Here is a 23078-nt window from a genome sequence, read left to right on the forward strand (position 1 = left end):
GCCCCGCTACCCGGCCGCGGCGGCGACCATGAGCCGCCCGAGGGTCTGGCGCCACGCCGCCCGCACCGCGGCGGGCCGGTCGGCGACCACCCGGTGGACGTCGGTCCCGCCGCCGACGACCGCCTGGAACGCGAGCCGGAAGACGAGGTCGCCCACCTCCTCGGCGGCCAACCCGACGTCGACGAGTGGCTGGACCACCCAGCGGGCCTGGTCCTGACCGAACGGCGTCACACCCGGTCTTCGCGCCGGGGGGCCGCCGTGGATGCACCCGGCTAGCTGAACACCGAGCGGCGCTCGAGCAGCAGCCGGTAGAGGGAGTGCTGGATGGTCTCCCGCACCTGGTCGGTGAGGTTGAAGACCGTCATCGGGTCGTCCGCGGCGGCCGCGCCGTAGGACGCCGTCTCGATCGGCTCGCCGAACGCGATGAACCACTTCGACGGCAGCGGCACCGCGCCCAGCGGGCCCAGCAGCGGGAACGTCGGGGTGATCGGGAAGTAGGGCAGCCCGAGCAGCCGGGCGGCGGTGCGCGCGTTGCCCAGCATCGGGTAGATCTCCTCGGCGCCGACGATCGCGCACGGCACGATCGGGGCGCCGGTGCGCAGCGCGGCGCTGACGAACCCGCCGCGGCCGAACCGCTGCAGGGTGTACCGCTCGCTGAACGGCTTGCCCACGCCCTTGAAGCCCTCGGGGAACACCCCGACCAGCTCACCGGACTGCAGCAACCGCTCGGCGTCCTCGTTGCACGCCAGCGTGGTGCCGAACTTGCGGGCCAGCTCGCCGACGAACGGGTACTGGAAGACCAGGTCGGCGCCGAGCAGCCGGAGCCGCCGGGACGCCGGGTGCTCGTCGTGCAGGGCGACCGTGGCCATCAGCGCGTCGACCGGCACCACCCCGGAGTGGTTGGCCACCAGCAGGGTGCCGCCGTCGGCGGGCACGTGCTCGATCCCCTGCGTCTCGACCCGGAACCACCGCTCGAACCACGGGCGCAGCAGCGGCAGCAGCAGGTGGTCGGTCAGGTCGGGGTCGAAGCCGAACTCGTCGGTCTCGTACTCGCCGGTGACCCGGCGGCGCAGGAAGTCCAGCGCCCCGGCCAGCTGGGCCTCCCAGCCCGACGGTGGGGGCGGCCCGGGCTGGTCGTCGTCCGGTCGCAAGGGGATCACCCGTGCCTCAGGCATCGTGCACCGCCCGCAGTCCAGGGACGGCCGGTGCGGGGCTGCGCCGGCCGGGGAGCGCACCGGCGACCGCCGCCGCGCCACCCACGAGCCGCTCGGCGGCCGTGCGCAGCCCGTCGGCGACGTCGGCCACGGCGTCGGGGCGCACGACCGGCGGGAGGGTGCGGGCGAAGTCGGCCAGCGCCGCCTCGGTGGTGAACCGCGGCTGGTACCCGAACTGCTCGCGCAGCACCCGGGTGTCGAGCACCCGGCCGAAGTTGAGGAACCGCACCTGCTCGGGCGACCAGTCGACCGCGCCGGAGAGCCCGAGCCGGCGGCTCAGCCGGCCCAGCGCCCCCATCGCCGGGGCGGGGACGGGCAGCTGCACGCGGCCGAGCCGGCGGACGGCCTGGGACAGCAGCACGGTGCCGTCGCCGGCCACGTTGACGGTGCCGGTGACGTCCGTGGTCGCGGCGCGCGCCAGCACGGCGAGCGCGTCCTGCTCGTGCAGCACCTGCAGGCGGGCGTCGAAGCCCAGCGCGGTGGGCACGACCGGCGGCCGGAAGAAGGCGGTCAGCAGCGACTCGACCCGCGGGCCGAGGAGGTTGGCGAACCGCAGGACCGCGACGTCGACGTCCGGGCGGCGGCGCGCGAAGGACCGCACGTACCCCTCGACGTCGAGGCTGTCGCGGGCGAAGCCGGCCGACGGGGTGCGGCGGGCCTGCATCGCCTCGGTGAACACCGCGGGGTCGCGGGGGCTGGCCCCGTAGACCGCGCTGGTGGAGGTCAGGACGAACCGCCGGACGGTCGACGCGCGCTGGCACGCGGCCAGCAGCTGCATGGTGCCGATGACGTTGAGTTCCTTCATCGACGCCCGCCGGGCGGGGGTCCCGAGGCTGTTCATGTGGACGACGGTGTCCACGCGCGCCGACTCGACGACCTTCCCGATGACCGGGCTGCGGATGTCGGCGCGGACGAACTCGGTGCGACCGAGCTCGCGGAGCAGGTCCTGCCCGGGGGCGACGGCGTCGACCCCGATGACCCGCTCGATGCCCGGGTCCCGGGCGAGCTCGGCCGCCAGCGCGCCGCCCAGCCACCGGCTGACGCCGGTGACGAGGACGACCGCGGGCGGCACGAGCGTCAGCTCACTTCTTGTTGCGCCGCTGCACGCGGGTCTTCTTGAGGAGCTTGCGGTGCTTCTTCTTCGCCATCCGCTTGCGGCGCTTCTTGATGACCGAACCCATGTCCTGCTCCCGGTGTCGTCGTCGCGCGGCGGCCGGCAGCGGTGACCGTGGGGGTCACGAACGCTTGCGTGGACCGGGCACCGTGCGAGGTGATCAGCTCGTGCGCGGCCCGCCCTCCGAGGAGGAGCGACACCGCTCGCCGCACGAGCCTACCCGGCGGCCCGGACCGCACCGAGGCGGACCGGCCCGGGGGCGGCCGGCGCGGTGCGCGCGCCGGCCGGCGTCCCCGGTCGTGCCTGTTTCCCGCGGCGCGGGGTCCCTGCTCAGGCGATGTCGGTGTAGGCGTCGCGCAGGTAGTCGTGCACGGCGCGCTCGGGCACCCGGAAGGAGCGGCCGACGCGGACGGCGGACAGCTCGCCGCCGTGGACGAGGCGGTAGACGGTCATCTTCGAGACGCGCATGAGAGCGGCGACCTCGGCGACGGTGAGGAACGTGACGGCGGCGCGCTGCTGCGGGACCGGGGCCTGCCGGCCGACCGGGACGGCGGCGGGGTGCGCGGCCGGGACGGGGCGGGCGAGGGCCGAGGCGGCCATCGGGCGGCCGACGGGGCGGGGCGCCGGGACGCCGGGCCGGGTGTGCATCGGGGTGCGCTGGGGCATGCTCATGGTGGTGTCTCTCCGTAACAGCACGAGTCGGGCCACCGGCTTCCCCACCGGCGGGCAGGACCATCACGTGCTGGTAACGACCCTAGAGCGACCCGTGTGACGGATGCGATGGGTGAAACGAACAGGCGGAACGGTCCGTCCTGGGCACAAGTGGACAGAGACACCGCGTGACACTCCAGTCACGGCGTGTTGTCCCCAAGTCGACAGTGCCAGGCTGGAGCCTTGTCCACAGATTTCTGTGGAAAACCACACCGTCGTAACTCCACCGGTGTCACTCGAGTACGCAGCCGGTACGACCCGCCGCACCCCGGTGGGGGTCGTGGGAGCCGAGGGGTGCCGGTGACGGTCGTGACTGAGCGTCATCCACACCCCCCGGCCACCGGCGCTCAGTCCGCCGCGCGCCCCAGCTCGACCGACCGCTGCTGCGCCGCCTCGATGGCCGCGATGAGCGCGGCCCGCACCCCGTGGCGCTCCAGCTCGCGGATCGCGGCGATGGTCGTGCCGCCCGGGCTGGTCACCGCCTCCCGCAGCACCACCGGGTGCTCGCCGGAGTCGCGCAGCATGACGGCGGCGCCGTAGGCGGTCTGCACGATCAGGTCGGCGGCCACCGCGCGGGGCAGGCCCAGCAGGATGCCGGCGTCGATCATCGCCTCGACGAGGTAGAAGAAGTAGGCGGGGCCGCTGCCCGACAGCGCCGTCACCGCGTCCTGCTGGCTCTCCGGCACCCGGCGCACCTCGCCGACCGCCGACAGCAGCGCCTCCGCCTCGTCCAGGTCGGCCTCCCCCGCGTGCGCGCCGGGCGACAGCACGCTCATGCCGGCGTCCACCAGCGCCGGGGTGTTCGGCATGACCCGCACCACCGGCACGCCCGCGGGCAGCGCGGCCTCGATCCGGCTGCTGGGCACCCCGGCGGCCACCGAGACGACCAGGTGGTCGGGGGTGACGTGCGGCGCCAGCAGGCCGAGCAGGGTGTCGATGTCCTGCGGCTTCACCGCGAGCAGCAGCACCCGGGCGCGCTCGGCCGCCGTCGGCAGGTCGACGGCCTCGATGCCGTACCGGTCGGCGAGCTCCGCGGCCCGCTGGGGGCTGCGCTCGACCACCCGGATCCCGGCGCCGCTGCCCGCCCGGCGCACCAGCCCGGAGAGCAGCGCCTCACCGATCTTGCCGCCACCCACGAGGGCCAGCCCGCTGCGCGCGCTCACGCGGCACCCCCGGTGACCGGGACGAGCAGCCGGACGGGCGCCGGCAGCGGGGGGTTCGGACGGTCGTACGGCATGAGCAGCTCCCAGCTCTCGGGCGGTCGGGGGGACGGCGGGACGTGCGGGCGGGCGTGCCAGGCGGCCCGCTCGACGGCCAGCCGGGCCAGCTGGGGGTCGCCCGCGTCGACGGCGACCTGAGCCGGGCCGGCCAGCAGCACCTCCAGGCAGCGGACGGCGGCGAGCTCGGCGTCCGCCGGGGCGGTCGCGCCGGCCGGGGCGGGCAGCGAGCCGGTGACCAGCTGCACCCGCCCGTCGAGCGCGGCGCAGGCCTGCTCGGCGCCGGGCAGCCGGGCGTCGAGCTGCACGCCGGTGGTCGGCACCCGGCGGCGCACCTCGGCGAGCACCGCGGCGGCCGTGCCGTTCCAGGTCGCCACCCGCAGGGTCAGCGTCACCGACCGGCGGGCGGCGTCGCGGGCCAGCGTGCCGGCGGCGGCGACGTGCCGCAGGGGCACGCAGAGGTCGCTGCCGGCGGGCAGCTCGGCCAGCAGGCCGGCGGCGTCGACGTCCGGGCCGGTGACCACGCAGACCGGGGCACCGGTCGCGGCCAGCCCGGAGAGCACCTCCGGCAGGGCCGCGCGCGGCACCGGCGCGACCGGTCCGCGGCGGGGCCGGAGGCGGGCGGCCAGGCCGGCCAGGGTCGGGATCACCCGGGCGACGCTAGCGCCCGCCCGTGTGCCGGGCCGCCGCCCGGGGTAGCCGCGGGCCATGGCCAACGAACTGAGCGGCAAGCGGATCGCGGTGCTCGCCACCGACGGCGTGGAGCAGGTCGAGCTGGAGGAGCCGTGGCAGGCGCTCGTCGACGCCGGCGCGCAGCCGGAGCTGGTGGGCCTCGAGGCGGGCTCGATCACGATGTTCCAGCACATCGACAAGGGCGACCCCAAGGACGTCGACGTGGCGGTGGCCGACGCCGATCCCGGCTCCTACGACGGCCTGGTGCTGCCCGGCGGGGTGGTCAACGGCGACTTCGTGCGCGCCGACGCCGGTGCGGTGGCGTTCGTGAAGGCCTTTTTCGACGCGGGCAAGCCGGTGGCCGCGATCTGCCACGCCCCGTGGGTGCTCGCCGAGGCCGACGTCGTCCGGGGCCGCCGGATGACCTCGTGGCCGTCGCTGCAGACCGACCTGCGCAACGCGGGCGCGGAGTGGGTCGACGAGGAGGTCGTCGTCGACGGCAACCTGACCACCAGCCGCAAGCCCGACGACCTGCCCGCCTTCGGCAAGACGATCGTCGAGCAGTTCGCCGGCTCCTGACCTGCGGCGGCGCCCGCCGCGTCAGCCGTTGATCAGGCCGGCGGCGGGCGCGACCGCCAGCAGGGTGCCGGCGAACAGCAGGACGGCGAGCAGCCGCACCCCCAGGGGTCCGTCGCCGCGCCGCTGCCGCCACCACGCGGCGCCGGCCACCAGCCCGGTGACCACGAGCGGGGCGGCGACGACCGCGAGCCACGGCACCAGCTGCCACAGGACGGTGAAGGCGAAGTAGACCCCGACACCGCCGGCCAGCGCGACCACCATCTCGCCGACGAACCGGAGCCAGTCCAGCGCGTTGCCGCGGCCGGTGGCCTCGGCGGCGGGCGCGGCGCCGGCGGCCCGGTGGCCCCGGCCGCTCGTCTGCGTCTCCTCCGCGGCCGGTCGGGCGGCCGGGATGCGGCCGGTGGCCGGGTGCGCGGGCCCGGCTCCTGGGCGGCCGGCGCCGGTGGCCGGCTCCGCGGCTGCGGCCCGCCGGTCGGCGCGGGCCGCCGGCACCGCGGAGGTGCTCGGTCCGGCCGTCGAGGCCGGGCCCGCGGCCGAGGCGGGGCCGGCCGCCGGGGCGGCGCCCGCGGCCGGGGGGTCCTGGCGGAACAGCTCGGCCGCCGGGCGCGCGGTGCGCCGGTCGCCGACCCGGCGGTCGCCGGTGACGCGGCGGTCGCCGGTCACCGGGCCGGCGGCCTCGGGCCGGCGGACGTGCGGCTGCGGGCGGTCGGGCCGGGTGCCTGCCGGGGACTCCAGGCCGTGCTCCTGGAGGATCCTGGCCAGCGCGGGGGTCTCCGGCACCCGGATCGGCGGCTGCTGCGGCGTGGCCGCCGGCGCCGGCTTCGCCGGGGTGGCCGCCTTCGCCACCGCCGGTGCGGCGGGCGCACCTCCCGGGCGGCCCTCGTCGCGGACCGCGGGCTGCTCGGGCGCGGTGTGCGCGCCGGTGTTCCGGCGGCCGGCGGACGGGGCGCGGCGGCCCGGCCGGGTGCCCTGCTCGGTCTCGAGGCCGTGCTCGCGCAGGATGTCGGCGAGCGTGCGGACGCTGTAGTCGCCGTTCGGCTCCGCCATCAGACCGTCACGCTCCTTCCAGCTGGTCCAGGCGCCGCAGGATGACGCCCTCACGGAGCGCCCACGGGCAGATACGGACGAACGGTACGTCCACGGCGCGCATCGCGGCCTGCGCCACGACGGCACCGGCGGGCACCTGGTGCGCCCGCTGCGCGGAGACGCCCTCCAGCTCGGCGAGCGCGTGCGACTCGATCCGGCTGACGAACCCGATCAGCTGCGACAGCCCGATCGCGCTGAGCTCGCGGGGCACCCGCAGTCCGGCGGCGTAGGGGGCGGCACCGGCCAGCCGGGCCAGCGTCCGGAACGTCTTCGACGTCGCCGCCACCAGGTCGGGCGCGCCCGCGCCGCGCAGCTTCCGCGCCGCGGGGGCGAGCAGGTCGCCGGCGTGCTCGTCGAGCTTGCGCAGCGCCGCGAGGTCGGGGCGGCCGCCGGTCGCCGCCGCGGGCAGGAAGCGCCGGGTCATCCGGCCGGCCCCCAGCTCCAGCGACAGCGCGACGTCGGGGTCCTCGTCGACGCCGGTGGCCAGCTCCAGCGAACCGCCGCCGATGTCGAGCACCAGCAGCCGGCCGGCGCTCCAGCCGAACCAGCGGCGGACGGCGAGGAAGGTCAGCCGGGCCTCGTCCTCGCCGGTGAGCACCTGCAGGTCGACGCCGGTCTGCTCGCGCACCCGCCGGAGCACCGCCGCCCCGTTGTCGGCCTCCCGGATCGCCGAGGTGACGAACGCCAGCAGCTCGTCGACCCCGCGGTCCTCGGCCTGCTCCTTGGCCTGCTGCACCGCGGTGAGCAGGGCCTTCTCCCCCGCCTTGGACAGCTTGCCGTCCGAGCCCACGTGCTCGGCCAGCCGCAGCAGCCAGCGGTCGTCGTGCATCGGGGTGGGGTGCGCGCCGCGGTGGGCGTCGACCACCAGCAGGTGCACGGTGTTCGATCCGACGTCCAGCACTCCCAGCCGCATGCCCCTGAGTCTGCCGGGTGCGGCCCTTACGCTGCTGCAGTGCACCCCGAACCGCCTCCCGAGGTGGCGCTGGACTTCGCCCGCGAGTGGCTGGAGTTCCCCGACCCGGCCGATCCCGACCACGTCGTCCGCGCCGACCTGACCTGGCTGACCAGCGCGTGGACCTGCATCTTCGGTCGCGGGTGCGCCGGCATCGTCGAGGGGCGGGCCGACGACGGGTGCTGCGACCACGGCGCGTTCTTCACCGACGAGGACGACCTCGCCCGGGTCGAGGCGTCGGTCGCCGAGCTCACCGCCGCGGACTGGCAGCGCGCCGGCGAGGTCGGCCGGGACCGCGCCGCGTGGACCGAGCCGGACACCCTGACCGAGCCGGCCGACGGCGAGGAGGCGGAGCAGGCGCTGCGCACCCGCACCGTCGACGGCGCCTGCGTGTTCCTCAACCGGCCCGGTTTCCCCGCCGGCGCCGGCTGCGCGCTGCACGCGATGGCGCTGCGCACCGGCCGGCACCCGCTGGAGACCAAGCCGGACGTCTGCTGGCAGCTGCCGGTGCGCCGGGAGCAGGAGTGGGTGACCCGCCCCGACGACACCAGGGTGCTGGTCGACACGATCGGCGAGTTCGACCGGCGCGGCTGGGGTCCCGGCGGGCACGACCTGCACTGGTGGTGCACCGGCTCGCCCGCCGCGCACGTCGCCGCGCAGCCGCTGGTGGAGACCTACGGCCCGGAGCTGGTGGCGCTGATCGGCCGACCGGCCTACGACGAGCTACGCCGGCTGACCGAGGCCCGCCTCGACCAGGGTCTGGTCGCGCCGCACCCCGCCAGCCCCCGGCCGGTGCCCGTCGAGCTGCACCGGCGCCGGCCCGGCTGACGCCGCGCGGAAGGTCTGCCGGTAGGCCCGCGGGGAGACCCCGCGCCGGCGGCTGAACTGCTCCCGCAGCCCGGCGGCGGTGCCGAAGCCGACCAGCCGGGCGATCTCCTCGACCGGGGCGTCGCTGTCCTCCAGCAGCGCCTCGGCCGCGGCCAGCCGCTGGGCCAGCAGCCAGGCGTGCGGCGTGGTGCCGGTCGCCGCCTTGAACCGGCGGGCGAAGCTGCGCGGGCTCATCAGCGCGCGGCGGGCCAGCAGGTCGACGCTGATGTCCTCGGCCAGGTGCGCGCGCGCCCAGTCCAGGACGACGCCCAGCAGGTCGTCCTCGCAGCGGGCCACCGGGGTGTCGATGAACTGGGCCTGGCCGCCGTCCCGGTGCGGGGGCACGACCATGTCGCGGGCCAGCGCGTTGGCCGCGGCGGCGCCCCACTCGCGGCGGACCAGGTGCAGCAGGGTGTCGACGCCGGCCGCCGTCCCGGCGCCGGTGAGCACCCGGCCGCAGTCGACGTAGAGGACGGCCGCGTCGACGGTGACCGCGGGGAAGCGGGCGGCCAGCTCGCCGGCGTAGCGCCAGTGCGTGGTGGCCCGGCAGCCGTCGAGCAGCCCGGCGTGGGCGAGCACGAACGCGCCGGTGCACTGGCTGACGATGATCGCCCCCCGCTCGTGCGCGGCGCGGACGGCCCCGACCAGCGCCGGCGACGGGACGCGCTGGAACAGCTCCCAGGCGGTGAGCGTGACGATGTCGGAGCGGGACAGCCGCTCCAGCCCCTCGTCGACGAGCAACCGCAGGCCGGTGTCGGTGCGGATCTCCCCCGGGTGCTCGGTGACCAGCGCGTAGTCGAACCGGGGCAGGCCCATGGCGGTGCGGTCGTAGCCGAACACCTCGGTCGTGACGCCCAGCCCGAAGCTGCCGACCAGCCCGTCCGCGACGACCGAGCTGACCACCAGCGGGCGCTCTCGGGCACTCATGCCGGGAGCATGGCAGGAAACCGACGCCCGGCACCAGACCTGCCAGCGCGGGAGCAGGTGTCAGCGCGCGAGGGCGTGGGTAGCTTCGAACACATGAGCGAATCGAACGCCACCGGACCGGACAGCCCGCGCAGCGCGGAGAAGGACCCGTCCGACTGGGTGACCGGCGACGAACCCGCCACCGGCGCCCAGAAGAGCTACCTGCACACCCTGGCCCGCGAGGCGGGCGAGGAGGTCCCCGACGACATCAGCAAGGCCGACGCCTCGGTGAAGATCGACGAACTCCAGGAAGAGACCGGCCGCGGCCAGTGACGCCGGCAGGCGTCGTCGCCCCGGAGTGACGGGCCCGCAGGGTCCTCACCCCGGGGCGACGAGCCCGCCGCAGGCGGTCTGACCGCGGCGGGGCCCGGAGGGTCCCCCTCGGTCGGACGGGCAACGGCTCCACGCACGAGGGGCACGGCACCTGGCCGCGGTCGCGATCCGGAGGATCGCAATGACTCAGCTCTCGAACTTGTAGCCGAGCCCCCGGACGGTGACCAGGTACTTGGGGTTGGCCGGGTCGGGCTCGAGCTTGGCGCGCAGCCGCTTGACGTGGACGTCGAGGGTCTTGGTGTCCCCGACGTAGTCGGCGCCCCAGACGCGGTCGATGAGCTGGCCGCGGGTGAGCACCCGGCCGGCGTTGCGCAGCAGCAGCTCGAGGAGGTCGAACTCCTTGAGCGGCAGCGACACCGGCTCGCCGTCGACGGCGACGACGTGCCGCTCGACGTCCAGCCGGACGGGGCCGGCCTCGAGGGTGCTGTCGGCGACGGGCTCGGCGCTGTCGGTGCCGCGGCGGAGCACGGCACGGATGCGGGCGACCAGCTCGCGCGCCGAGTAGGGCTTGGTGACGTAGTCGTCGGCGCCGAGCTCCAGGCCGACGACCTTGTCGATCTCGCTGTCCTTGGCGGTCAGCATGATGATCGGCACGGCGCTCCTCGCCCGCAGCGCGCGGCAGACCTCGGTGCCGGACAGGCCGGGCAGCATGAGGTCCAGCAGCACGATGTCGGCCCCGGCCCGGTCGAACTCGGCGAGCGCGTCCGTGCCGGTCGCGGCCACGACGGTGTCGTAGCCCTCGCGGCGCAGCATGTAGGACAGCGCGTCGGAGAAGGACTCCTCGTCCTCCACCACCAGCACTCGGGTCATGACCGTCCTCTCTCGATGCCCCGGTGGGCGCTGCCCAGTGGGGCGGTCTCGGCCCGGAGCGGGCCGTCGTCGGTGGTGGGGCGGGCCCGCAGGTCGGGCACGGGCGGCCGCTCGGGGGCGTCGGCGGGGGCCGGCTCGTCGACGCCGGCGGCCAGCGGGATGCGCAGGGTGAACGTCGACCCCAGCCCCTCCTCGCTCCAGACGGTGACCGAGCCGCCGTGGTTGCTGGCGACGTGCTTGACGATGGCCAGGCCGAGGCCCGTGCCCCCGGTGGCGCTGGCCCGGGACTGGTCGACGCGGTAGAAGCGCTCGAACACCCGGGAGCGGTCCGAGCGCGGGATGCCGATGCCGGAGTCGGTCACCGCGATCTCGGCGAAGCCGGAGCGGGCGCGGGCACCGACGGCGATCGTCGTCCCGGTCGGGCTGTAGGCGACCGCGTTGGCCAGCAGGTTGGTGAGCGCCGTGGCGAGCTGGGCCTCCACGCCGCGGACGACGAGGTCGGGCGCGCAGCCGACGGCGAGCTCGATGCCCTTGGCCGCGGCGGCGGCGCGGGTGCGGTCGACGGCCTCGGAGACGACGGTGGCGACGGCGACCGGGGCGAGCTCGGGCAGCGGCTCGGCGCCCTGCAGCCGGGACAGGTCGATCAGCTCGCGCACCAGGCGGGACAGCCGGTCGGCCTCGTGGCTCATCCGGGCGGCGAAGCGCTGCACGGTCTCGGGGTCGTCGGCGGCGCCCTGCACGGCCTCGGCGAGCAGCGCCAGCGCGCCGACCGGGGTCTTCAGCTCGTGCCCCACGTTGGCGACGAAGTCGCGGCGGACGGCCTCGACCCGGCGGGCCTCGGTGACGTCGGTGAGCACCAGCGCGACCGGTCCGGCGGTCACGCCCGCGCCGCTGCGCAGCCGGATGCCGTGGACGCCGACGGTGCGGGGCCCGCCGCCGACCAGGTCGCCGGCGAGCGGGACGTCGGCCCGGCGGCTGCCGCTGCGCTGCACCCCGTGCGCGACCTCGAGCAGCCCGGGGACGACGAGCCGGCTGCCGCGGACGATGCCGAGCGCCCGAGCCGAGGGGTTGGCCACCAGCACGGAGTCGTCGGAGGCGAGCAGCACGACGGCGGGGTCCATGAGGTCGACCAGCCGGCGGGTGAGGGTGCCCTCCTCCTCGGAGCCGCGACGGCCGGCGTCGTCCAGCGAGGCCCCCAGCCGGGAGGCGGCGCCGAGGGGACCCCAGGTGCGCGACGCGGACCAGACGGCCAGCGACAGCAGCAGGCCGATCACAAGGCCCGCCACCAGGGCGACCACGGGTTCCACGCCTCCGATGCTAGGCGGCGGGGAGGCCGTGACCAGCACGCCGAACGGCGATCACCCGGTCGGGGCGGGAGTGTTCACCGAGCGGCACCGGGCCGTTCACCTGCTGGTTCCCTGGGGCGGTAACTCGGCTCCTACCGTCCTGGTTCGACGCGTGCGCGACAGCCGTTTCCCGGCGCACATCCGCTGACCCCCCTGAGCCGCCCAGCGGCCCCCATCGAGGAGGACCCGTGCGCGAGAGCTACCACGAGGAACTGCACGACATCAACCACTGCCTGGTCGAGCTGACGAACTCGGTCGGTTCGGCCATGCGCACCGCGACCACGGCGCTGCTGGACGCCGACGTGACGCTGGCCGACCGGGTGATCGAGGGCGACCAGCACATCGACGCCGTCCGCGCGGGGGTCGACGACCGCTGCTTCACGCTGCTGGCCCGGCAGGCGCCGGTGGCCAGCGACCTGCGGGCGATCACCACCGCGATGGCGACCGTCGCGGACCTGGAGCGGATGGGCGACCTGGCCGAGCACATCGCCAAGGTGGCGCGGATGCGCTTCCCCGACTCGGCGGTGCCGCAGGAGCTGCGGCCGATCTTCCTGGACGCGGGGAACGTCGCGGAGAGCCTGGTGTCGAAGGCCGGCGTCATCATCGCCAAGCGGGACGTCGAGGCGGCGATCGCGCTGGAGGCCGACGACGACCTGATGGACCAGCTGCACAAGCAGCTGTTCCGGGAGCTGCTGGCCCCGTCGTGGACGCACGGCATCGAGTCGGCGATCGACGTGACGCTGCTGGGCCGGTACTACGAGCGGTTCGCCGACCACGCGGTCAGCGTCGCCCGCCGGGTGGTCTACCTGGTCACCGGCGAGCGCGAGATCCCGGTCGTCTCCCAGGCCTGACGCCGGCCGGTTCGCCCGGCATCATGAGCGGGTGAGCCGTCGTCGCCGGGCCGACCAGCCACGGGCCGGTCGCGGGGAGCAGGGGCCGGTGCACGTCACGCTCGCCGCGGAGCACGGGACCGCTCCCGGCAGCCAGTTGGGCGAGCTCCTCCCGCTGTCCGCGGGCCTGGTCGCCCGGATCGACGCGTGGAACGAGCGCTGGTCGGCGGCGGAGGGGCGCTTGGGCGACGGCGAGGCCCGGTGGCTCGACGAGGGCGCCGAGCTCGCCCGGTGGATCCAGCAGGAGGCCGACGCGGCGGGCCAGGACGTCCAGGTCATCTACCTGCACGACCGCTCCCGCAATCCCCGGCAGGGCGCGCAGGGCGGTCGTCCCCGCAGCTGGGGCGACTGGCGCGACGCGCAGCGCGGCTGACCGGCAAACGGGCTGACCGACCGACGGAGACGCCCTACGGTGCGGCGGTGGACGTCGTCGTCGAGGTGGGTGGCTGGGAGCACCAGTGCTGCGGGGAGGCCGTCGAGCGCGGCCAGCTGGTGGACTTCCGGTGCATCCGCTCTGCGGGCCCGGACGGGCGGGTGCGCCTCTCCGAGAGCCATCACGGGGGCCTCGACGTCCCCGCCGGGGAGCGTGTGCAGGGGCGCGTCGTCGACATCGCGGTCGTGCGTGAAGGAGCGGCTCCCGTGCCGGTGCTCCGTCTGCCGAGCGGCCGGGCGCTGGGCGGGTCGGACGAGCACGACGACGGTCATCTGGAGGACCCCTGGACCGGCGAGGTCGTCGCCCCGGTCAGTGAGGACTTCCTCGTCACGGTCCGGACGGCGCGCTCGCCGTCCGGACCGCGTTGATCATCGGCGGACGGCTGCCCGGCACGCCGGCGGGGCGGGCCGCCCGCCGATGATCGACTGGGGAAGAGCAGGCCGAACGGCTACTTCTTGCCCTGGTTCTTCACGGCCTCGATCGCCGCGGCTGCGGCCTCGGGGTCGAGGTACTGCCCGCCGGCCGTGACCGGGCGCAGGTCGTCGTCCAGGTCGTAGCGCAGCGGCACGCCGGTCGGGATGTTGAGCCCCACGACCTCGGCGTCGCCCATGCCGTCGAGGTGCTTCACCAGCGCGCGCAGGCTGTTGCCGTGCGCGGCGACGAGCACCGTCCTGCCGGCCCGCAGGTCCGGGACGATCGAGTCGTACCAGTACGGCAGCATCCGGACGACGACGTCGGCCAGGCACTCGGTGGCCGGGCGGGCCTCCGGCGGCAGGAACGCGTACCGCGGGTCGGCGTCCTGGCTGTACTCGCTGCCGAGCTCGATCGGCGGCGGCGGGGTGTCGTAGCTGCGGCGCCAGGTCATGAACTGCTCCTCGCCGTACTCGGCGAGGGTGGCGGCCTTGTCCTTGCCCTGCAGCGCGCCGTAGTGCCGCTCGTTGAGCCGCCAGGAGCGCTGCACCGGGATCCACTGCCGGTCCGCGGCGGCCAGCGCCAGCTCGGCGGTGGTGATCGCCCGCTTGAGCAGCGAGGTGTGCAGCACGTCCGGCAGCAGCCCGTGCTCGGCGAGCAGCTGGCCGCCGCGGGCGGCCTCGGCGCGGCCCTTGTCCGACAGCTCGACGTCCACCCAGCCGGTGAAGAGGTTGGCCTTGTTCCACTCGCTCTCGCCGTGGCGGAGCAGGATGAGGGTCCCTGAGGTCACGGGCTCATCCTGCCCGACCGCCGGCCGGCCGGTGTCAGGCCATCGCGGTGGCCGGCTCCTCGCGGGTCGCCAGCACCGCGGCCGCCACGACCTGCGCCGCGGCGCGCACCTGCGCCGGCGTGTGGGTGGCCATGACGCTCAGCCGCAGCACGCCCTGCCCGCGCGGCACGGCCGGGTGGACGACGGCGTTCACGTAGACCCCGCCGTCGAAGGCGGCCTGCCACGCGCGGCGGGTCACCTCGGTCTCCCCGGTGCGGACGGCGACGACGGCGCCCCGGCCGGGCACCGGCGGCGCGCCCGCCTCGGCGAGCGCGGACCGGAGCAGCTCCGCGTTGGCCGCGAGCTGCGCGCGGCGCTCGGGCTCGGCCTGCAGCAGCCGCAGCGAGGTGAGCGCCGCGGCGGTGGCGGCGGGGTCGCCCGCAGCGCTGAACACGTAGGGCATCGCCCCGGCCCGGATGCCGGCGGCAGCGTCCTTGCTGGTCATGACCGCACCGCCCACGCTGGCCAGCGACTTGCTCATCGCGACGGTGACCGCGTCCACCCGGTGCAGCGCCCCGGTGGCCTCGACCGCACCCCGGCCGTGGTCGCCGAGCACCCCCAGCCCGTGCGCCTCGTCGACCACCAGCCGGGCGCCGAACCGGGCGCACAGCTCGGCGATCTCGGCCAGCGGCGCGAGCTCGCCGGTCATCGAGTAGACGCCGTCGACGGCGACGACCGCCCCGGCGTCGGGGTCCAGCCGCTCCAGGCGGGCGGCCAGCGAGCTGACCGTGTTGTGCCGGAAGCGGACGACGGTGCCCCGGCTGGCGGCGGCCGCGGCGTGCAGGCTGGCGTGCGCGTGCGCGTCGACCAGCAGCGCGTCGCCGGGCACCCCGACGGTCGACAGCAGCGCCACGTTGGCGTTGACCCCCGAGGAGGTGAGCACGGCCGCCTCGGTGCCGTAGAAGGCGGCGAGCTCCTCCTCCAGCGTGAGGTGCAGCCGGCTGGTGCCGTTGAGCACCCGGCTGCCGGTCGCGCTGGTGCCGTACCGGTGCAGCGCCGCGGCGGCGGCCTCGACCACCCGCGGGTCACCGGCCAGGCCCAGGTAGTTGTTGCTGCCCAGGTTGAGCCGCTCCCGGCCGTCGTCGTACCGGGTCAGCGGCAGCGGCGCGCCGGCGGTCGGCACGGCGTGGGTGGCCTCGCCGTCGCGCTCCTGGCGGCTGAGCATCTGGGCGAACGGGTTGTCGAACAGCGGCGCGAAGGCGTCCCGCCGCCGGGCTGCCGGCGCCGTCGTACCGAACAGCGCGGGCGGGGCGGTGGTGGCGTTCTGCTGCGGCACGGAGCTCTCCTCGTCCGCCGGGAGGTCACCCGGCCGGGGACAGCCTGCGGTTCCGGTCACGCAGGGTCAACGAACGCCACGCACGGGCACCGCTTCAGGTGAGCGGGTCACTGGAGCGGGTGTGACGTGCGGCTCAGCGGCGACGAGCCGGCGCCCTCAGGAGCCGGCGGTCCGCCGGGAGGGGTCGGCGAAGGCGGCGAACGCCTCGAGGTTGCGCAGCGACTCACCGCGCTTGACCCGCCACTCCCACTCGCGGCGGATCGAGGAGCCGAAGCCGATCTCGAGCATCGTGTTGAAGTGCTCGTCGGCGTAGCTGAGCACTGCGCCCAGCACCCGGTCCAGCTCCTCGGGGGTGACCGCGGCGTGCGGCAGCCGGCCGGTCAGGTACACGTCGCCGACGGCGTCGATCGAGTACGCGACGGCGTACATGCGGGCGTTGTGCTGCAGCAGCCAGGTCCACAGCTGCTCGCGGTTCTCGTCGGGCTGGCGGCAGACGAACGCCTCCACCCGCAGCGCGTGGTCGCCGACGACCAGCCCGCAGACGGTCTTCAGCTTCTTCGTGCCCGGCAGGTCGACCAGCCAGCGGCCGGGCGCGGGGTGCTCGTGCGCCAGCCCGGCGTCGCGCAGCGTCTGGTCGACCACGGCGTCGAGCTCGGCGACCGGGCGGGTGCCCATCAGCCCGCGTCCCCCGAGAGGAGGCGCACCGCCTCCAGCGGCCGCTCGCCGCGGGTGGCCGCGCGGGCGGCGGCCATCTCCCCCATCGCCGCGGAGTAGGCGCCCACGAGCGAGTCGACGGTGCGGTCCCAGCTGAACGCGGCGGCGTGCCGGCGGGCCCCGGCGGCGAGCAGCTCGCGCCGGCCCAGCACGCGGCCGATCGCGCTCGCGTAGTCGGCGGGGTCGCGGCTGCCGACGAGCAGCCCGGAGACCCCGTCGTCCACCGCGGTGCACAGCCCGCCGACGGCGGCGGCGACCACCGGCGTGCCGCAGGCCTGCGCCTCCAGCGCGACCAGCCCGAACGACTCGTTGTGGCTGGGCACCACGGCGACGTCGGCGGCCCGGTAGTGGTCGGCCAGCTGCTCGGGCGGCTGCGGGGGCAGGAACCGGACGACGTCGGTGATGCCCAGGGAGACGGCGAGCTCCTGCAGCCGCCGCGGCTCGGTGAGCCCCGACCCGCTCGGCGCCCCGACGACGAGCACCTCGAGCCGGTCCCGCAGCGCCGGGTCGGCGGCGAGCATCTCGGCGGCCGCCTGCAGCAGCAGGTCGGGGGCCTTGAGCGGCTGGATGCGGCCGACGAACAGCAGGACGACGGCGTCCGGCGCGACCCCGATCCGGCGGCGCGCGGCCTGCCGGTCACCGGGGCGGAAGCGGCGCAGGTCGACGCCCGGCGGGATGACCAGGGTGCGGCGCGGGTCGGCGTCGTACCACCGGACCAGCTGGCGGGCCTCGTCCTCGGTGTTGGCGACCAGCCGGTCGGCCTCGGCGACCACCTGCTCCTCGCCGATCACCCGGGCGCGCGGCTCGGGCTCGTCACCCTCGGCCAGCGCGGCGTTCTTCACCTTGGCCAGCGTGTGCGCGGAGTGGATCAGCGGCACGCCCCAGCGGTCCCGGGCCAGCCAGCCGACCTGCCCGGACAGCCAGTAGTGCGAGTGGACGACGTCGAAGTGCCCCGGCTCGTGCTGGGCCTCCTCCCGCATCACGGCGGCGGTGAAGGCGCACAGCTGACCGGGCAGCTCCTGCTTGCCCAGGCCCTCGAACGGTCCGGCGGTGACGTGCCGCACGGTGACCCCGGGGCTCATCTCGACGACCGGGGGCAGCTCGCTCGAGGTGGCCCGGGTGAACACGTCGACGGCGATGCCGCGCTCGGCCAGCCGGCGGGAGACCTCGACCACGTAGACGTTCATGCCCCCGGCGTCACCGGCACCCGGCTGGTCCAGCGGGCTCGTGTGCACCGAGAGGGTCGCGACCCGGCGGGGCAGCACGGGTGCGGTCGTGTTGCGCCAGAGGAGTCCCTGACGACCGGACCGGCGTGCAGGCACGGTGCTCCCTCCGCTCGGGCTGCGCTGGCGCCCGAGGCGGACACCCTGTCGACGGTCCAGTTTGCAACAGCGACAGGATGACCACATGTCCAGCCCTGACACCCCGTCCCCCGCACGAGTGCCCTTCCCCGGTGCCGGCCGGGTCGCCGTCGTCACCGGCGCCTCCAGCGGGATCGGCGCCGCCACCGCCGAGCGGCTCGCCGCGGAGGGGTTCGACGTCGTCTTCGCCGCCCGCCGGATCGACCGGCTGACCGCGCTCGCCGAGCGGATCGGCGGCCGGGCGGTGCACCTGGACGTGACCGATCCCACGTCGGTCGCCGAGTTCGCCGCGGGCCTCGACCGGGTCGACGTCCTGGTGCACAACGCCGGTGGCGCCTTCGACGCCAACGCGGTCGCGGACGCCGACCTGGAGTCGTGGGAGCGCACCTACGACGTCAACGTGCTCGGGCCGGTGCGGCTGACCAAGGCGCTGCTGCCGGCGCTCACGGCATCCGGCGCCGGCGACCTGGTGTTCGTCGGCTCCACCGCCGGGCTGGTCAGCTACGAGGGCGGCGCGAGCTACACCGCGGCCAAGCACGGGGTGCACACGCTGGCCGAGACGCTGCGCCTGGAGCTGGTGCACGACCCGGTCCGGGTGATCGAGATCGCCCCCGGCATGGTCAAGACGGACGAGTTCTCGCTCAACCGCACCGGCAGCCAGGAGAAGGCCGACGCCGTCTACCGCGGGGTGCGCGAGCCGCTGGTCGCCGAGGACGTCGCGGACGTCATCGCCTGGGCGGTCACCCGGCCGCACCACGTCAACGTGGACCTGCTCGTCCTCCGCCCCCGCGCCCAGGCCGCCCAGCACAAGGTCGCGCGGGAGGAGTAGCCCCCGGTCCCGGCCGGCGCCCGCGCCGGCCGGGGTCAGGCGGTCTGCTGGGCGAGCAGGTCGTAGGCGGCGGCGACCCGTGCGGGGTCGGCGGCGGTGCCGGCGCGGTCGGTGAGCGCGCGGGCGTCGGCGACCTCCTCCGGCGTCACCGTGCCCTGGTTGAGCACCCGCGAGATGAGGCCGGCCAGCGCGGCGTCGGCCTCCATCCGGGCGAACCACGCCTTCGGGTCCGGTCCGGGCGCCGTCGTCCGGCGCAGGTCCTCGTAGACCGCGCCGAGCCGCCGGGCGTCGTCCGGACGCACGCTCACGCCGCCACCACCGACGGCTCGGGCACCAGCGTCACGCCGAACCGGTCGCGCACCGCGTCGACCACCCGGCCGGCGAACGCCAGCAGCTCCCCCGCGGTCGCGCCGGGCTCGGTGGTCAGCGCCAGGCTGTGCCGCGGCGACGTCCCGACCCGGCCGTCGCGGGTGCCCTTGCCGAACCCGGCCGACTGGACCAGCCACGCGGCCGACAGCTTGACCTGCTCGGCGCCGTCGGCGCCCACCCCCGCCGGCCAGCTCGGGCAACCGGGCACGGCGGCGGCGACCGGCACGATGGGGTTGGTGAAGAACGAGCCCGCGCTGCGGGTGTCGGGATCGGCGGGGTCCCAGACCATGCCCTTGCCGCGGCGCAGGCCGAGCACCGCCTCGCGGACCGCCGGCAGCGGGGCCGTCTCCCCCAGCTCGACGCCGAGGGTGCGCGCCAGCTCCGCGTAGGCCACCGGCAGCGAGTGCGCCTGCGGCGCGAGGGCGAACGTCACCGACAGGACGACGAACGCGCCGGGCGACCGCTTGAGACGGCTGTCGCGGTAGGCGAAGGCCAGGTCGGCCGGGGTGAGCACCCGCTCGGTGCGGGTGGCCCGCTCGTACACGCGGACGGCGGTGATCGTCTGCGCGACCTCCTGGCCGTAGGCGCCGACGTTCTGCACCGGGGTGGCGCCGGTCGAGCCGGGGATGCCCGACAGCGCCTCGATCCCGGCCAGGCCCGCGGCGACGGTGTGCGCGACCAGGTCGTCCCAGGGCTCACCGGCCTCGACCTCGATCTCGCCGTCGCGGCCGGTCGGCGTCACCCCGCGGGTGCGCACCAGCACCACATCGCCGCCCCACCCGCTGTCGGCGCCGATCACGTTCGACCCGCCGCCGAGCAGCAGCAACGGCCGGCCCGCGTCATCTGCGTCCCGGACGGCGGTGACCAGCTCGTCCCGCGTGGTGACCTCGACCAACCGGTCCACCGGCCCGCCGACCCCCAGGGTGGTGAGGTCCGCGAGGCGGGCGTCGTCGCGTACCTGCACACGGCAACGGTAACCGGCGGTCCGGCTAACCTCGTCGTCCGTGAGCGACCACACCCAGCGTGCGTCGCTGCCGCCCCGGAAGAAGGCCCCGCGGCTGGCCGCCGGGCGCGCCCGCGCGCTCGGCCTGCCGACCCGCGGCACCACCAACGCCAACCGGCTGCGCCGGGTCGACCGCTGGATCGTCGCCACCCAGGTGCCGCGGCTGCGCGACGCCGCCCGCCCGCTGGTCGTCGACCTGGGCTACGGGGCGTCGGCCGTCACCACCCTGGAGCTGGTGGAGCGGCTCGCGCCCGAGGTCGACGGGCTGGAGGTCGTCGGGCTGGAGATCGACCCGGAACGGGTGGCCGCCGTCGCCGAGCAGCGCGACCCGCCGCGGGTGGACTTCCGGGTCGGCGGGTTCGAGCTGGCCGGGCTGCGGCCGGTGCTGGTGCGCGCGTTCAACGTGCTGCGCCAGTACGACGAGGAGTCGGCCGGCCGGGCCTGGGACACGATGCGCGCCGCGCTCGCCCCCGGCGGCGTGGTCGTCGAGGGCACCTGCGACGAGTGGGGGCGCCGCGCGACCTGGGTGGCCCTCGACGAGGACGGTCCGCTCACCCTCACCGTCGCCGCCCGGGTGTCGGACCTCGACCGGCCCTCCGACCTGGCCGAGCGGCTGCCCAAGGCGCTCATCCACCACAACGTCCCCGGCCAGCCGGTGCACGCCTTCCTGCAGGCCCTGGACGCCGCGTGGGCCTCGGCCGCGGGGCTGTCGACGTTCGGGCCGCGGCAGCGGTGGGCGGCCGCCGTGCAGGCGCTGGCCGACGACGGCTGGCCGCTGGTCGGCTCGACCCGGCGCTGGAAGCACGGCGAGGTCACCGTGCGCTGGTCGGCGGTCGCCCCTCCGCAGGCATAGGTGCCAACCCCTGCACCTGGAGCGGTCAGAACGCACGTGTAGGTACCTGTGCCCGGCGGGTGCACGATGGCCGGGTGACGATCTCCCCGCCGCGGCTGTCACCCGAGGAGCTGCTCGACCGGTGCACCGCCGCCGTGGTCGAGGAGGGCGAACGGCTGGGCATCACCGCCCAGGAGCTCGCCGCCGGCCGCACCCCGGTCAGCGGCGGCCTGCAGGTCGAGGTGCCGTGGGTGCCCGGCTGGACGGCGCACGACCTGGTGGCCCACGTCGGTGCGGTGATGCGCCGGGCGACGGTCGCCGTCCGGGCCGGTGCGCGCCGCGACCCCGGGCCGGTCAGCCGGTTCCGCCCGCCACGGGACGACCTGCACGGCTGGTACGCCGTCGGGCTGACCGAGCTGGTCACCGCGCTGCGCACCACCGACCCCGACGCCCCGGCGTGGCCGGTCGGCCCGGCCGCCGCCGGCCGGGTGCGGGAGTGGGCGCGGCGGCTCACCCACGAGGTCACCGTGCACCGGATGGACCTCGCCGTCGCCGCGGGGCTGGACCCGCGGCCCGCCGACCCGGTGCTGGCCGGCGACGGCGTCGACGAGCTGCTCGCCGTCCTGCTGCCGCGCTGGGCCGGCGCCCCGCCGCTGGCCACCGCCCGGGTCACCGTCGGTGTGACCGCCACCGACCTGGAGCGCGCCTGGACGGTGCGGGTGGCCGACGCCGAGGTGACCGTCACCGACGAGCCCGCCGCCGGCTGCGACGCCCGCCTCGAAGGCACCGCCGACCAGTTGCTGCGCCGGCTGTGGGGGCGCCCGGCGGAGGTGCGCACCACCGGCGACCCGCGCGCCGCCGCCCTGCTGCGCGGCCGCTGACCGCGGCTCAGCCGACGGCGCGGGCCAGGTACACCGACGGCGGGACGCCGACCGCCGCCCGGAAGTCGCGGCTGAAGTGGGCCTGGTCGAACCAGCCCAGCGACGCGGCGAGCCCCGCGAGGTCCCGCTCCCCCGCGTCGATCGCGGCGGCGGCGTCCTGCAGCCGGTAGCGGGCGAGCACCGCCTTCGGGTGCACGCCGACCCAGGTCGCGAAGCGGCGCTGCAGCGAGCGCACCGACAGCCCGGCGCGGTCGGCCACCTGGTCGACCCGCAGCAGCGACCGGTCGTCGGCCATCTCGGCGAGCAGCGCGGACAGCTCCGCGTACTCGGCCGGCGGTTCCGGCGCGACCGGGACCAGCGCGGCCTCCAGCACGGCGACCCGGTCGGCGTCGTCGTCCTGACCGAGGAGGTCGGCGAGCAGCCGGGCCGGGTCGACGCCCAGCCCGGCGCCGAGCGGGGTGACCGTGCCGACCGCGGGCCCCTGGCCGGTGAACGCGGCCCAGCCGCCGGGGCGGAACTTCGCGGCCGTCACCCGGCCGGACCCGACCAGGTCGATGGTGAACCGGCGGACGACGACCCCGTGCACCAGCACCGCGGGCAGGGCGACGCCGAACCGCGGGGAGGTGCCCTCCTCGACCGAGAGGTTGACGCTGGGGTGGCTGAGCACCTCGGACCGGAACGGCGGCTGCCCGGTGCGGTCCCAGCGCACCGACCACCAGCGCTCCACGAACGGCGCGAGCGCCGGGTGCACCTGCAGGTCGCGGCGCAACCCCGCCACCTGCTGGGTCCGCTCCGGGTGCAGCACCCCGCGGGAGAGCGGGTCGGCGCGCTCCGCCGTCCCCCCTGTCGCGTTCGTCCAAGACGGCACGGCCGCAGCGTAGGCAGGGTCTCCGACATGGCGATCACGAACGGCCGCCCCGACGGCTACACGACCCTGACCCCCTTCCTCGTCTGCTCCCCCGCCGCCGAGGCCATCGACTTCTACTGCGCGGTGTTCGGCGCCCGCGTGGTCAGCCGGATGGACGCCCCCGACGGGACCGTGCCGCACGCCGAGCTCGACCTGGGGATCGGCCGGCTGCAGCTGGGCGACCCCAGCGACGCCTACGAGCTGGTCGCCCCCGGCACGGGACCGGTGAGCAGCTCGACCTGCGTCTACGTGCCCGACGTCGACGCGGTCACCGCCGCGGCCGTCGCCCGCGGCGCGGTGCTGCGCGAGCCGCCGGCCACCTTCGTCACCGGCGACCGGTTCGCCTCGGTGATCGACCCGTTCGGCCACCGCTGGGCGGTGATGACCCGGGTCGAGGACGTCTCGCCCGAGGAGGCCGACCGGCGGCTGGCCGAGTGGGCGGCGGCCGGCGGGGTCTGACCGGCCGTCCGGCACGA

General features: G+C 76.2%; 29 protein-coding genes. 10 read left to right on the forward strand and 19 right to left on the reverse strand.

Annotation, left to right across the window (positions count from 1 at the left end; genetic code table 11):
• Positions 1 to 6: 6 nt before the first annotated feature.
• From AB0J00_RS00520 to AB0J00_RS00550, 7 genes are all read right to left on the reverse strand, one after another.
• Positions 7 to 231: a hypothetical protein gene (locus AB0J00_RS00520; RefSeq protein WP_357738584.1), complete on the reverse strand. Its 225-nt coding sequence runs from the start codon at positions 229 to 231 to the stop codon at positions 7 to 9.
• A gap of 41 nt (positions 232 to 272) precedes the next feature.
• A complete protein-coding gene (locus tag AB0J00_RS00525) occupies positions 273 to 1175 on the reverse strand; it encodes a lysophospholipid acyltransferase family protein (protein ID WP_357738587.1) in 903 nt (300 codons plus the stop codon).
• A complete protein-coding gene (locus AB0J00_RS00530) occupies positions 1168 to 2286 on the reverse strand; it encodes an NAD-dependent epimerase/dehydratase family protein (RefSeq protein ID WP_357738590.1) in 1119 nt (372 codons plus the stop codon). Before AB0J00_RS00530 ends, AB0J00_RS00525 begins: the two co-directional genes overlap by 8 nt.
• 10 nt (positions 2287 to 2296) lie before the next feature.
• Positions 2297 to 2395 carry an AURKAIP1/COX24 domain-containing protein gene (locus tag AB0J00_RS00535; RefSeq protein WP_012854759.1) on the reverse strand — a complete coding sequence of 33 codons (99 nt, stop codon included), beginning with the start codon at positions 2393 to 2395 and terminating at the stop codon, positions 2297 to 2299.
• Between the two features lie 263 nt (positions 2396 to 2658).
• Entirely contained in the window at positions 2659 to 3000 is a 342-nt protein-coding gene (locus AB0J00_RS00540; RefSeq protein WP_357738595.1) for a helix-turn-helix domain-containing protein, read from the reverse strand.
• 386 nt (positions 3001 to 3386) lie between these two features.
• Complete coding sequence (proC, locus tag AB0J00_RS00545; protein ID WP_357738598.1) at positions 3387 to 4202, reverse strand: pyrroline-5-carboxylate reductase; 816 nt, start codon at positions 4200 to 4202, stop codon at positions 3387 to 3389.
• A complete protein-coding gene (locus AB0J00_RS00550) occupies positions 4199 to 4906 on the reverse strand; it encodes a hypothetical protein (protein WP_357738601.1) in 708 nt (235 codons plus the stop codon). Before AB0J00_RS00550 ends, proC begins: the two co-directional genes overlap by 4 nt.
• Positions 4907 to 4964: 58 nt before the next feature.
• Here AB0J00_RS00550 and AB0J00_RS00555 point away from each other — a divergent pair, with 58 nt between their 5' ends.
• Entirely contained in the window at positions 4965 to 5507 is a 543-nt protein-coding gene (locus AB0J00_RS00555) for a type 1 glutamine amidotransferase domain-containing protein (protein ID WP_357738604.1), read from the forward strand.
• Between the two features lie 21 nt (positions 5508 to 5528).
• Here the strand turns inward: AB0J00_RS00555 and AB0J00_RS00560 are convergent, their stop codons facing one another.
• Both AB0J00_RS00560 and AB0J00_RS00565 read right to left on the reverse strand, forming a co-directional pair.
• Positions 5529 to 6554, reverse strand: coding sequence for a hypothetical protein (locus AB0J00_RS00560; RefSeq protein WP_357738607.1), 1026 nt, complete (start codon positions 6552 to 6554; stop codon positions 5529 to 5531).
• 7 nt (positions 6555 to 6561) lie between these two features.
• A complete protein-coding gene (locus AB0J00_RS00565) occupies positions 6562 to 7506 on the reverse strand; it encodes a Ppx/GppA phosphatase family protein (protein WP_357738610.1) in 945 nt (314 codons plus the stop codon).
• A gap of 39 nt (positions 7507 to 7545) precedes the next feature.
• Here AB0J00_RS00565 and AB0J00_RS00570 point away from each other — a divergent pair, with 39 nt between their 5' ends.
• Complete coding sequence (locus AB0J00_RS00570; protein WP_357738613.1) at positions 7546 to 8373, forward strand: hypothetical protein; 828 nt, start codon at positions 7546 to 7548, stop codon at positions 8371 to 8373.
• On the opposite strand, the gene AB0J00_RS00575 is transcribed toward AB0J00_RS00570, so the two are convergent.
• Positions 8269 to 9339, reverse strand: a complete 1071-nt coding sequence (locus AB0J00_RS00575) for a helix-turn-helix domain-containing protein (protein WP_357738615.1) — start codon at positions 9337 to 9339, stop codon at positions 8269 to 8271. The genes AB0J00_RS00570 and AB0J00_RS00575 overlap by 105 nt on opposite strands.
• Before the next feature lie 93 nt (positions 9340 to 9432).
• Here AB0J00_RS00575 and AB0J00_RS00580 point away from each other — a divergent pair, with 93 nt between their 5' ends.
• The gene (locus tag AB0J00_RS00580; protein ID WP_357738618.1) at positions 9433 to 9651 is read left to right on the forward strand and encodes a DUF3072 domain-containing protein; all 219 of its coding nucleotides are present in this window, start codon (positions 9433 to 9435) and stop codon (positions 9649 to 9651) included.
• A gap of 186 nt (positions 9652 to 9837) precedes the next feature.
• Here AB0J00_RS00580 and AB0J00_RS00585 read toward each other — a convergent pair whose 3' ends face one another.
• On the reverse strand, positions 9838 to 10521 hold the full coding sequence (locus tag AB0J00_RS00585) for a response regulator transcription factor (RefSeq protein ID WP_357738621.1): 684 nt from the start codon (positions 10519 to 10521) through the stop codon (positions 9838 to 9840).
• Positions 10518 to 11828 carry an ATP-binding protein gene (locus AB0J00_RS00590; protein ID WP_357738623.1) on the reverse strand — a complete coding sequence of 437 codons (1311 nt, stop codon included), beginning with the start codon at positions 11826 to 11828 and terminating at the stop codon, positions 10518 to 10520. Before AB0J00_RS00590 ends, AB0J00_RS00585 begins: the two co-directional genes overlap by 4 nt.
• 227 nt (positions 11829 to 12055) lie before the next feature.
• Here AB0J00_RS00590 and phoU point away from each other — a divergent pair, with 227 nt between their 5' ends.
• Genes phoU through AB0J00_RS00605 form a run of 3 tightly spaced genes read left to right on the forward strand, consistent with a single transcriptional unit; the run spans position 12056 to position 13558 of the window.
• Positions 12056 to 12718: a phosphate signaling complex protein PhoU gene (gene phoU, locus AB0J00_RS00595; protein ID WP_357738626.1), complete on the forward strand. Its 663-nt coding sequence runs from the start codon at positions 12056 to 12058 to the stop codon at positions 12716 to 12718.
• Between the two features lie 31 nt (positions 12719 to 12749).
• Positions 12750 to 13130, forward strand: coding sequence for a hypothetical protein (locus tag AB0J00_RS00600; protein ID WP_357738629.1), 381 nt, complete (start codon positions 12750 to 12752; stop codon positions 13128 to 13130).
• Between the two features lie 47 nt (positions 13131 to 13177).
• Complete coding sequence (locus tag AB0J00_RS00605; RefSeq protein ID WP_357738632.1) at positions 13178 to 13558, forward strand: hypothetical protein; 381 nt, start codon at positions 13178 to 13180, stop codon at positions 13556 to 13558.
• Positions 13559 to 13638: 80 nt separating this feature from the next.
• Here AB0J00_RS00605 and AB0J00_RS00610 read toward each other — a convergent pair whose 3' ends face one another.
• The 4 genes from AB0J00_RS00610 to mshA all read right to left on the reverse strand — a co-directional run bounded on the left by AB0J00_RS00610 (position 13639) and on the right by mshA (position 17742).
• Positions 13639 to 14391 (reverse strand): phosphoglyceromutase, encoded by a 753-nt coding sequence (locus AB0J00_RS00610; protein ID WP_357738635.1) that lies wholly within the window; start codon positions 14389 to 14391, stop codon positions 13639 to 13641.
• Positions 14392 to 14425: 34 nt separating this feature from the next.
• Complete coding sequence (locus AB0J00_RS00615) at positions 14426 to 15706, reverse strand: aminotransferase class I/II-fold pyridoxal phosphate-dependent enzyme (protein ID WP_357738638.1); 1281 nt, start codon at positions 15704 to 15706, stop codon at positions 14426 to 14428.
• Positions 15707 to 15862: 156 nt separating this feature from the next.
• The gene (locus AB0J00_RS00620) at positions 15863 to 16381 is read right to left on the reverse strand and encodes a YbjN domain-containing protein (RefSeq protein ID WP_357738641.1); all 519 of its coding nucleotides are present in this window, start codon (positions 16379 to 16381) and stop codon (positions 15863 to 15865) included.
• Positions 16381 to 17742, reverse strand: coding sequence for a D-inositol-3-phosphate glycosyltransferase (gene mshA / locus AB0J00_RS00625; protein WP_357738644.1), 1362 nt, complete (start codon positions 17740 to 17742; stop codon positions 16381 to 16383). Before mshA ends, AB0J00_RS00620 begins: the two co-directional genes overlap by 1 nt.
• 85 nt (positions 17743 to 17827) lie before the next feature.
• On the opposite strand from mshA, the gene AB0J00_RS00630 reads away from it, so the two are divergent.
• The gene (locus AB0J00_RS00630; RefSeq protein ID WP_357738647.1) at positions 17828 to 18610 is read left to right on the forward strand and encodes an SDR family oxidoreductase; all 783 of its coding nucleotides are present in this window, start codon (positions 17828 to 17830) and stop codon (positions 18608 to 18610) included.
• Between the two features lie 35 nt (positions 18611 to 18645).
• On the opposite strand, the gene AB0J00_RS00635 is transcribed toward AB0J00_RS00630, so the two are convergent.
• On the reverse strand, positions 18646 to 18918 hold the full coding sequence (locus AB0J00_RS00635; protein ID WP_357738650.1) for a hypothetical protein: 273 nt from the start codon (positions 18916 to 18918) through the stop codon (positions 18646 to 18648).
• Positions 18915 to 19943, reverse strand: coding sequence for a UDP-N-acetylmuramate dehydrogenase (locus tag AB0J00_RS00640; protein ID WP_357738653.1), 1029 nt, complete (start codon positions 19941 to 19943; stop codon positions 18915 to 18917). Before AB0J00_RS00640 ends, AB0J00_RS00635 begins: the two co-directional genes overlap by 4 nt.
• A 40-nt stretch (positions 19944 to 19983) precedes the next feature.
• On the opposite strand from AB0J00_RS00640, the gene AB0J00_RS00645 reads away from it, so the two are divergent.
• Positions 19984 to 20835 carry a class I SAM-dependent methyltransferase gene (locus tag AB0J00_RS00645; RefSeq protein WP_357738655.1) on the forward strand — a complete coding sequence of 284 codons (852 nt, stop codon included), beginning with the start codon at positions 19984 to 19986 and terminating at the stop codon, positions 20833 to 20835.
• A gap of 74 nt (positions 20836 to 20909) precedes the next feature.
• Positions 20910 to 21695: a maleylpyruvate isomerase family mycothiol-dependent enzyme gene (locus AB0J00_RS00650; RefSeq protein WP_357738658.1), complete on the forward strand. Its 786-nt coding sequence runs from the start codon at positions 20910 to 20912 to the stop codon at positions 21693 to 21695.
• Between the two features lie 7 nt (positions 21696 to 21702).
• Here AB0J00_RS00650 and AB0J00_RS00655 read toward each other — a convergent pair whose 3' ends face one another.
• Positions 21703 to 22563: a helix-turn-helix domain-containing protein gene (locus AB0J00_RS00655; RefSeq protein ID WP_357738661.1), complete on the reverse strand. Its 861-nt coding sequence runs from the start codon at positions 22561 to 22563 to the stop codon at positions 21703 to 21705.
• Positions 22564 to 22590: 27 nt separating this feature from the next.
• Between AB0J00_RS00655 and AB0J00_RS00660 the strand changes: the two genes are divergently transcribed.
• Entirely contained in the window at positions 22591 to 23061 is a 471-nt protein-coding gene (locus AB0J00_RS00660; RefSeq protein ID WP_357738664.1) for a VOC family protein, read from the forward strand.
• The last annotated feature ends 17 nt before the right edge of the window (positions 23062 to 23078 follow it).

It is taken from the genome of Modestobacter sp. NPDC049651 (assembly GCF_040659695.1).
In the GTDB taxonomy this organism is placed as follows: Bacteria; Actinomycetota; Actinomycetes; order Mycobacteriales; family Geodermatophilaceae; genus Modestobacter.

Excerpts from the sequence above, each read along its gene's own strand:
- AB0J00_RS00525 (WP_357738587.1), bottom strand. The coding sequence starts at position 1,175 with ATGCCTGAGGCACGGGTGATCCCCTTGCGACCGGACGACGACCAGCCC.
- AB0J00_RS00535 (WP_012854759.1), bottom strand. The coding sequence starts at position 2,395 with ATGGGTTCGGTCATCAAGAAGCGCCGCAAGCGGATGGCGAAGAAGAAG.
- AB0J00_RS00540 (WP_357738595.1), bottom strand. The coding sequence starts at position 3,000 with ATGAGCATGCCCCAGCGCACCCCGATGCACACCCGGCCCGGCGTCCCG.
- AB0J00_RS00555 (WP_357738604.1), top strand. The coding sequence starts at position 4,965 with ATGGCCAACGAACTGAGCGGCAAGCGGATCGCGGTGCTCGCCACCGAC.
- AB0J00_RS00560 (WP_357738607.1), bottom strand. The coding sequence starts at position 6,554 with ATGGCGGAGCCGAACGGCGACTACAGCGTCCGCACGCTCGCCGACATC.
- AB0J00_RS00565 (WP_357738610.1), bottom strand. The coding sequence starts at position 7,506 with ATGCGGCTGGGAGTGCTGGACGTCGGATCGAACACCGTGCACCTGCTG.
- AB0J00_RS00575 (WP_357738615.1), bottom strand. The coding sequence starts at position 9,339 with ATGAGTGCCCGAGAGCGCCCGCTGGTGGTCAGCTCGGTCGTCGCGGAC.
- AB0J00_RS00580 (WP_357738618.1), top strand. The coding sequence starts at position 9,433 with ATGAGCGAATCGAACGCCACCGGACCGGACAGCCCGCGCAGCGCGGAG.
- AB0J00_RS00585 (WP_357738621.1), bottom strand. The coding sequence starts at position 10,521 with ATGACCCGAGTGCTGGTGGTGGAGGACGAGGAGTCCTTCTCCGACGCG.
- AB0J00_RS00620 (WP_357738641.1), bottom strand. The coding sequence starts at position 16,381 with ATGGGCACCCGCCCGGTCGCCGAGCTCGACGCCGTGGTCGACCAGACG.
- AB0J00_RS00630 (WP_357738647.1), top strand. The coding sequence starts at position 17,828 with ATGTCCAGCCCTGACACCCCGTCCCCCGCACGAGTGCCCTTCCCCGGT.
- AB0J00_RS00660 (WP_357738664.1), top strand. The coding sequence starts at position 22,591 with ATGGCGATCACGAACGGCCGCCCCGACGGCTACACGACCCTGACCCCC.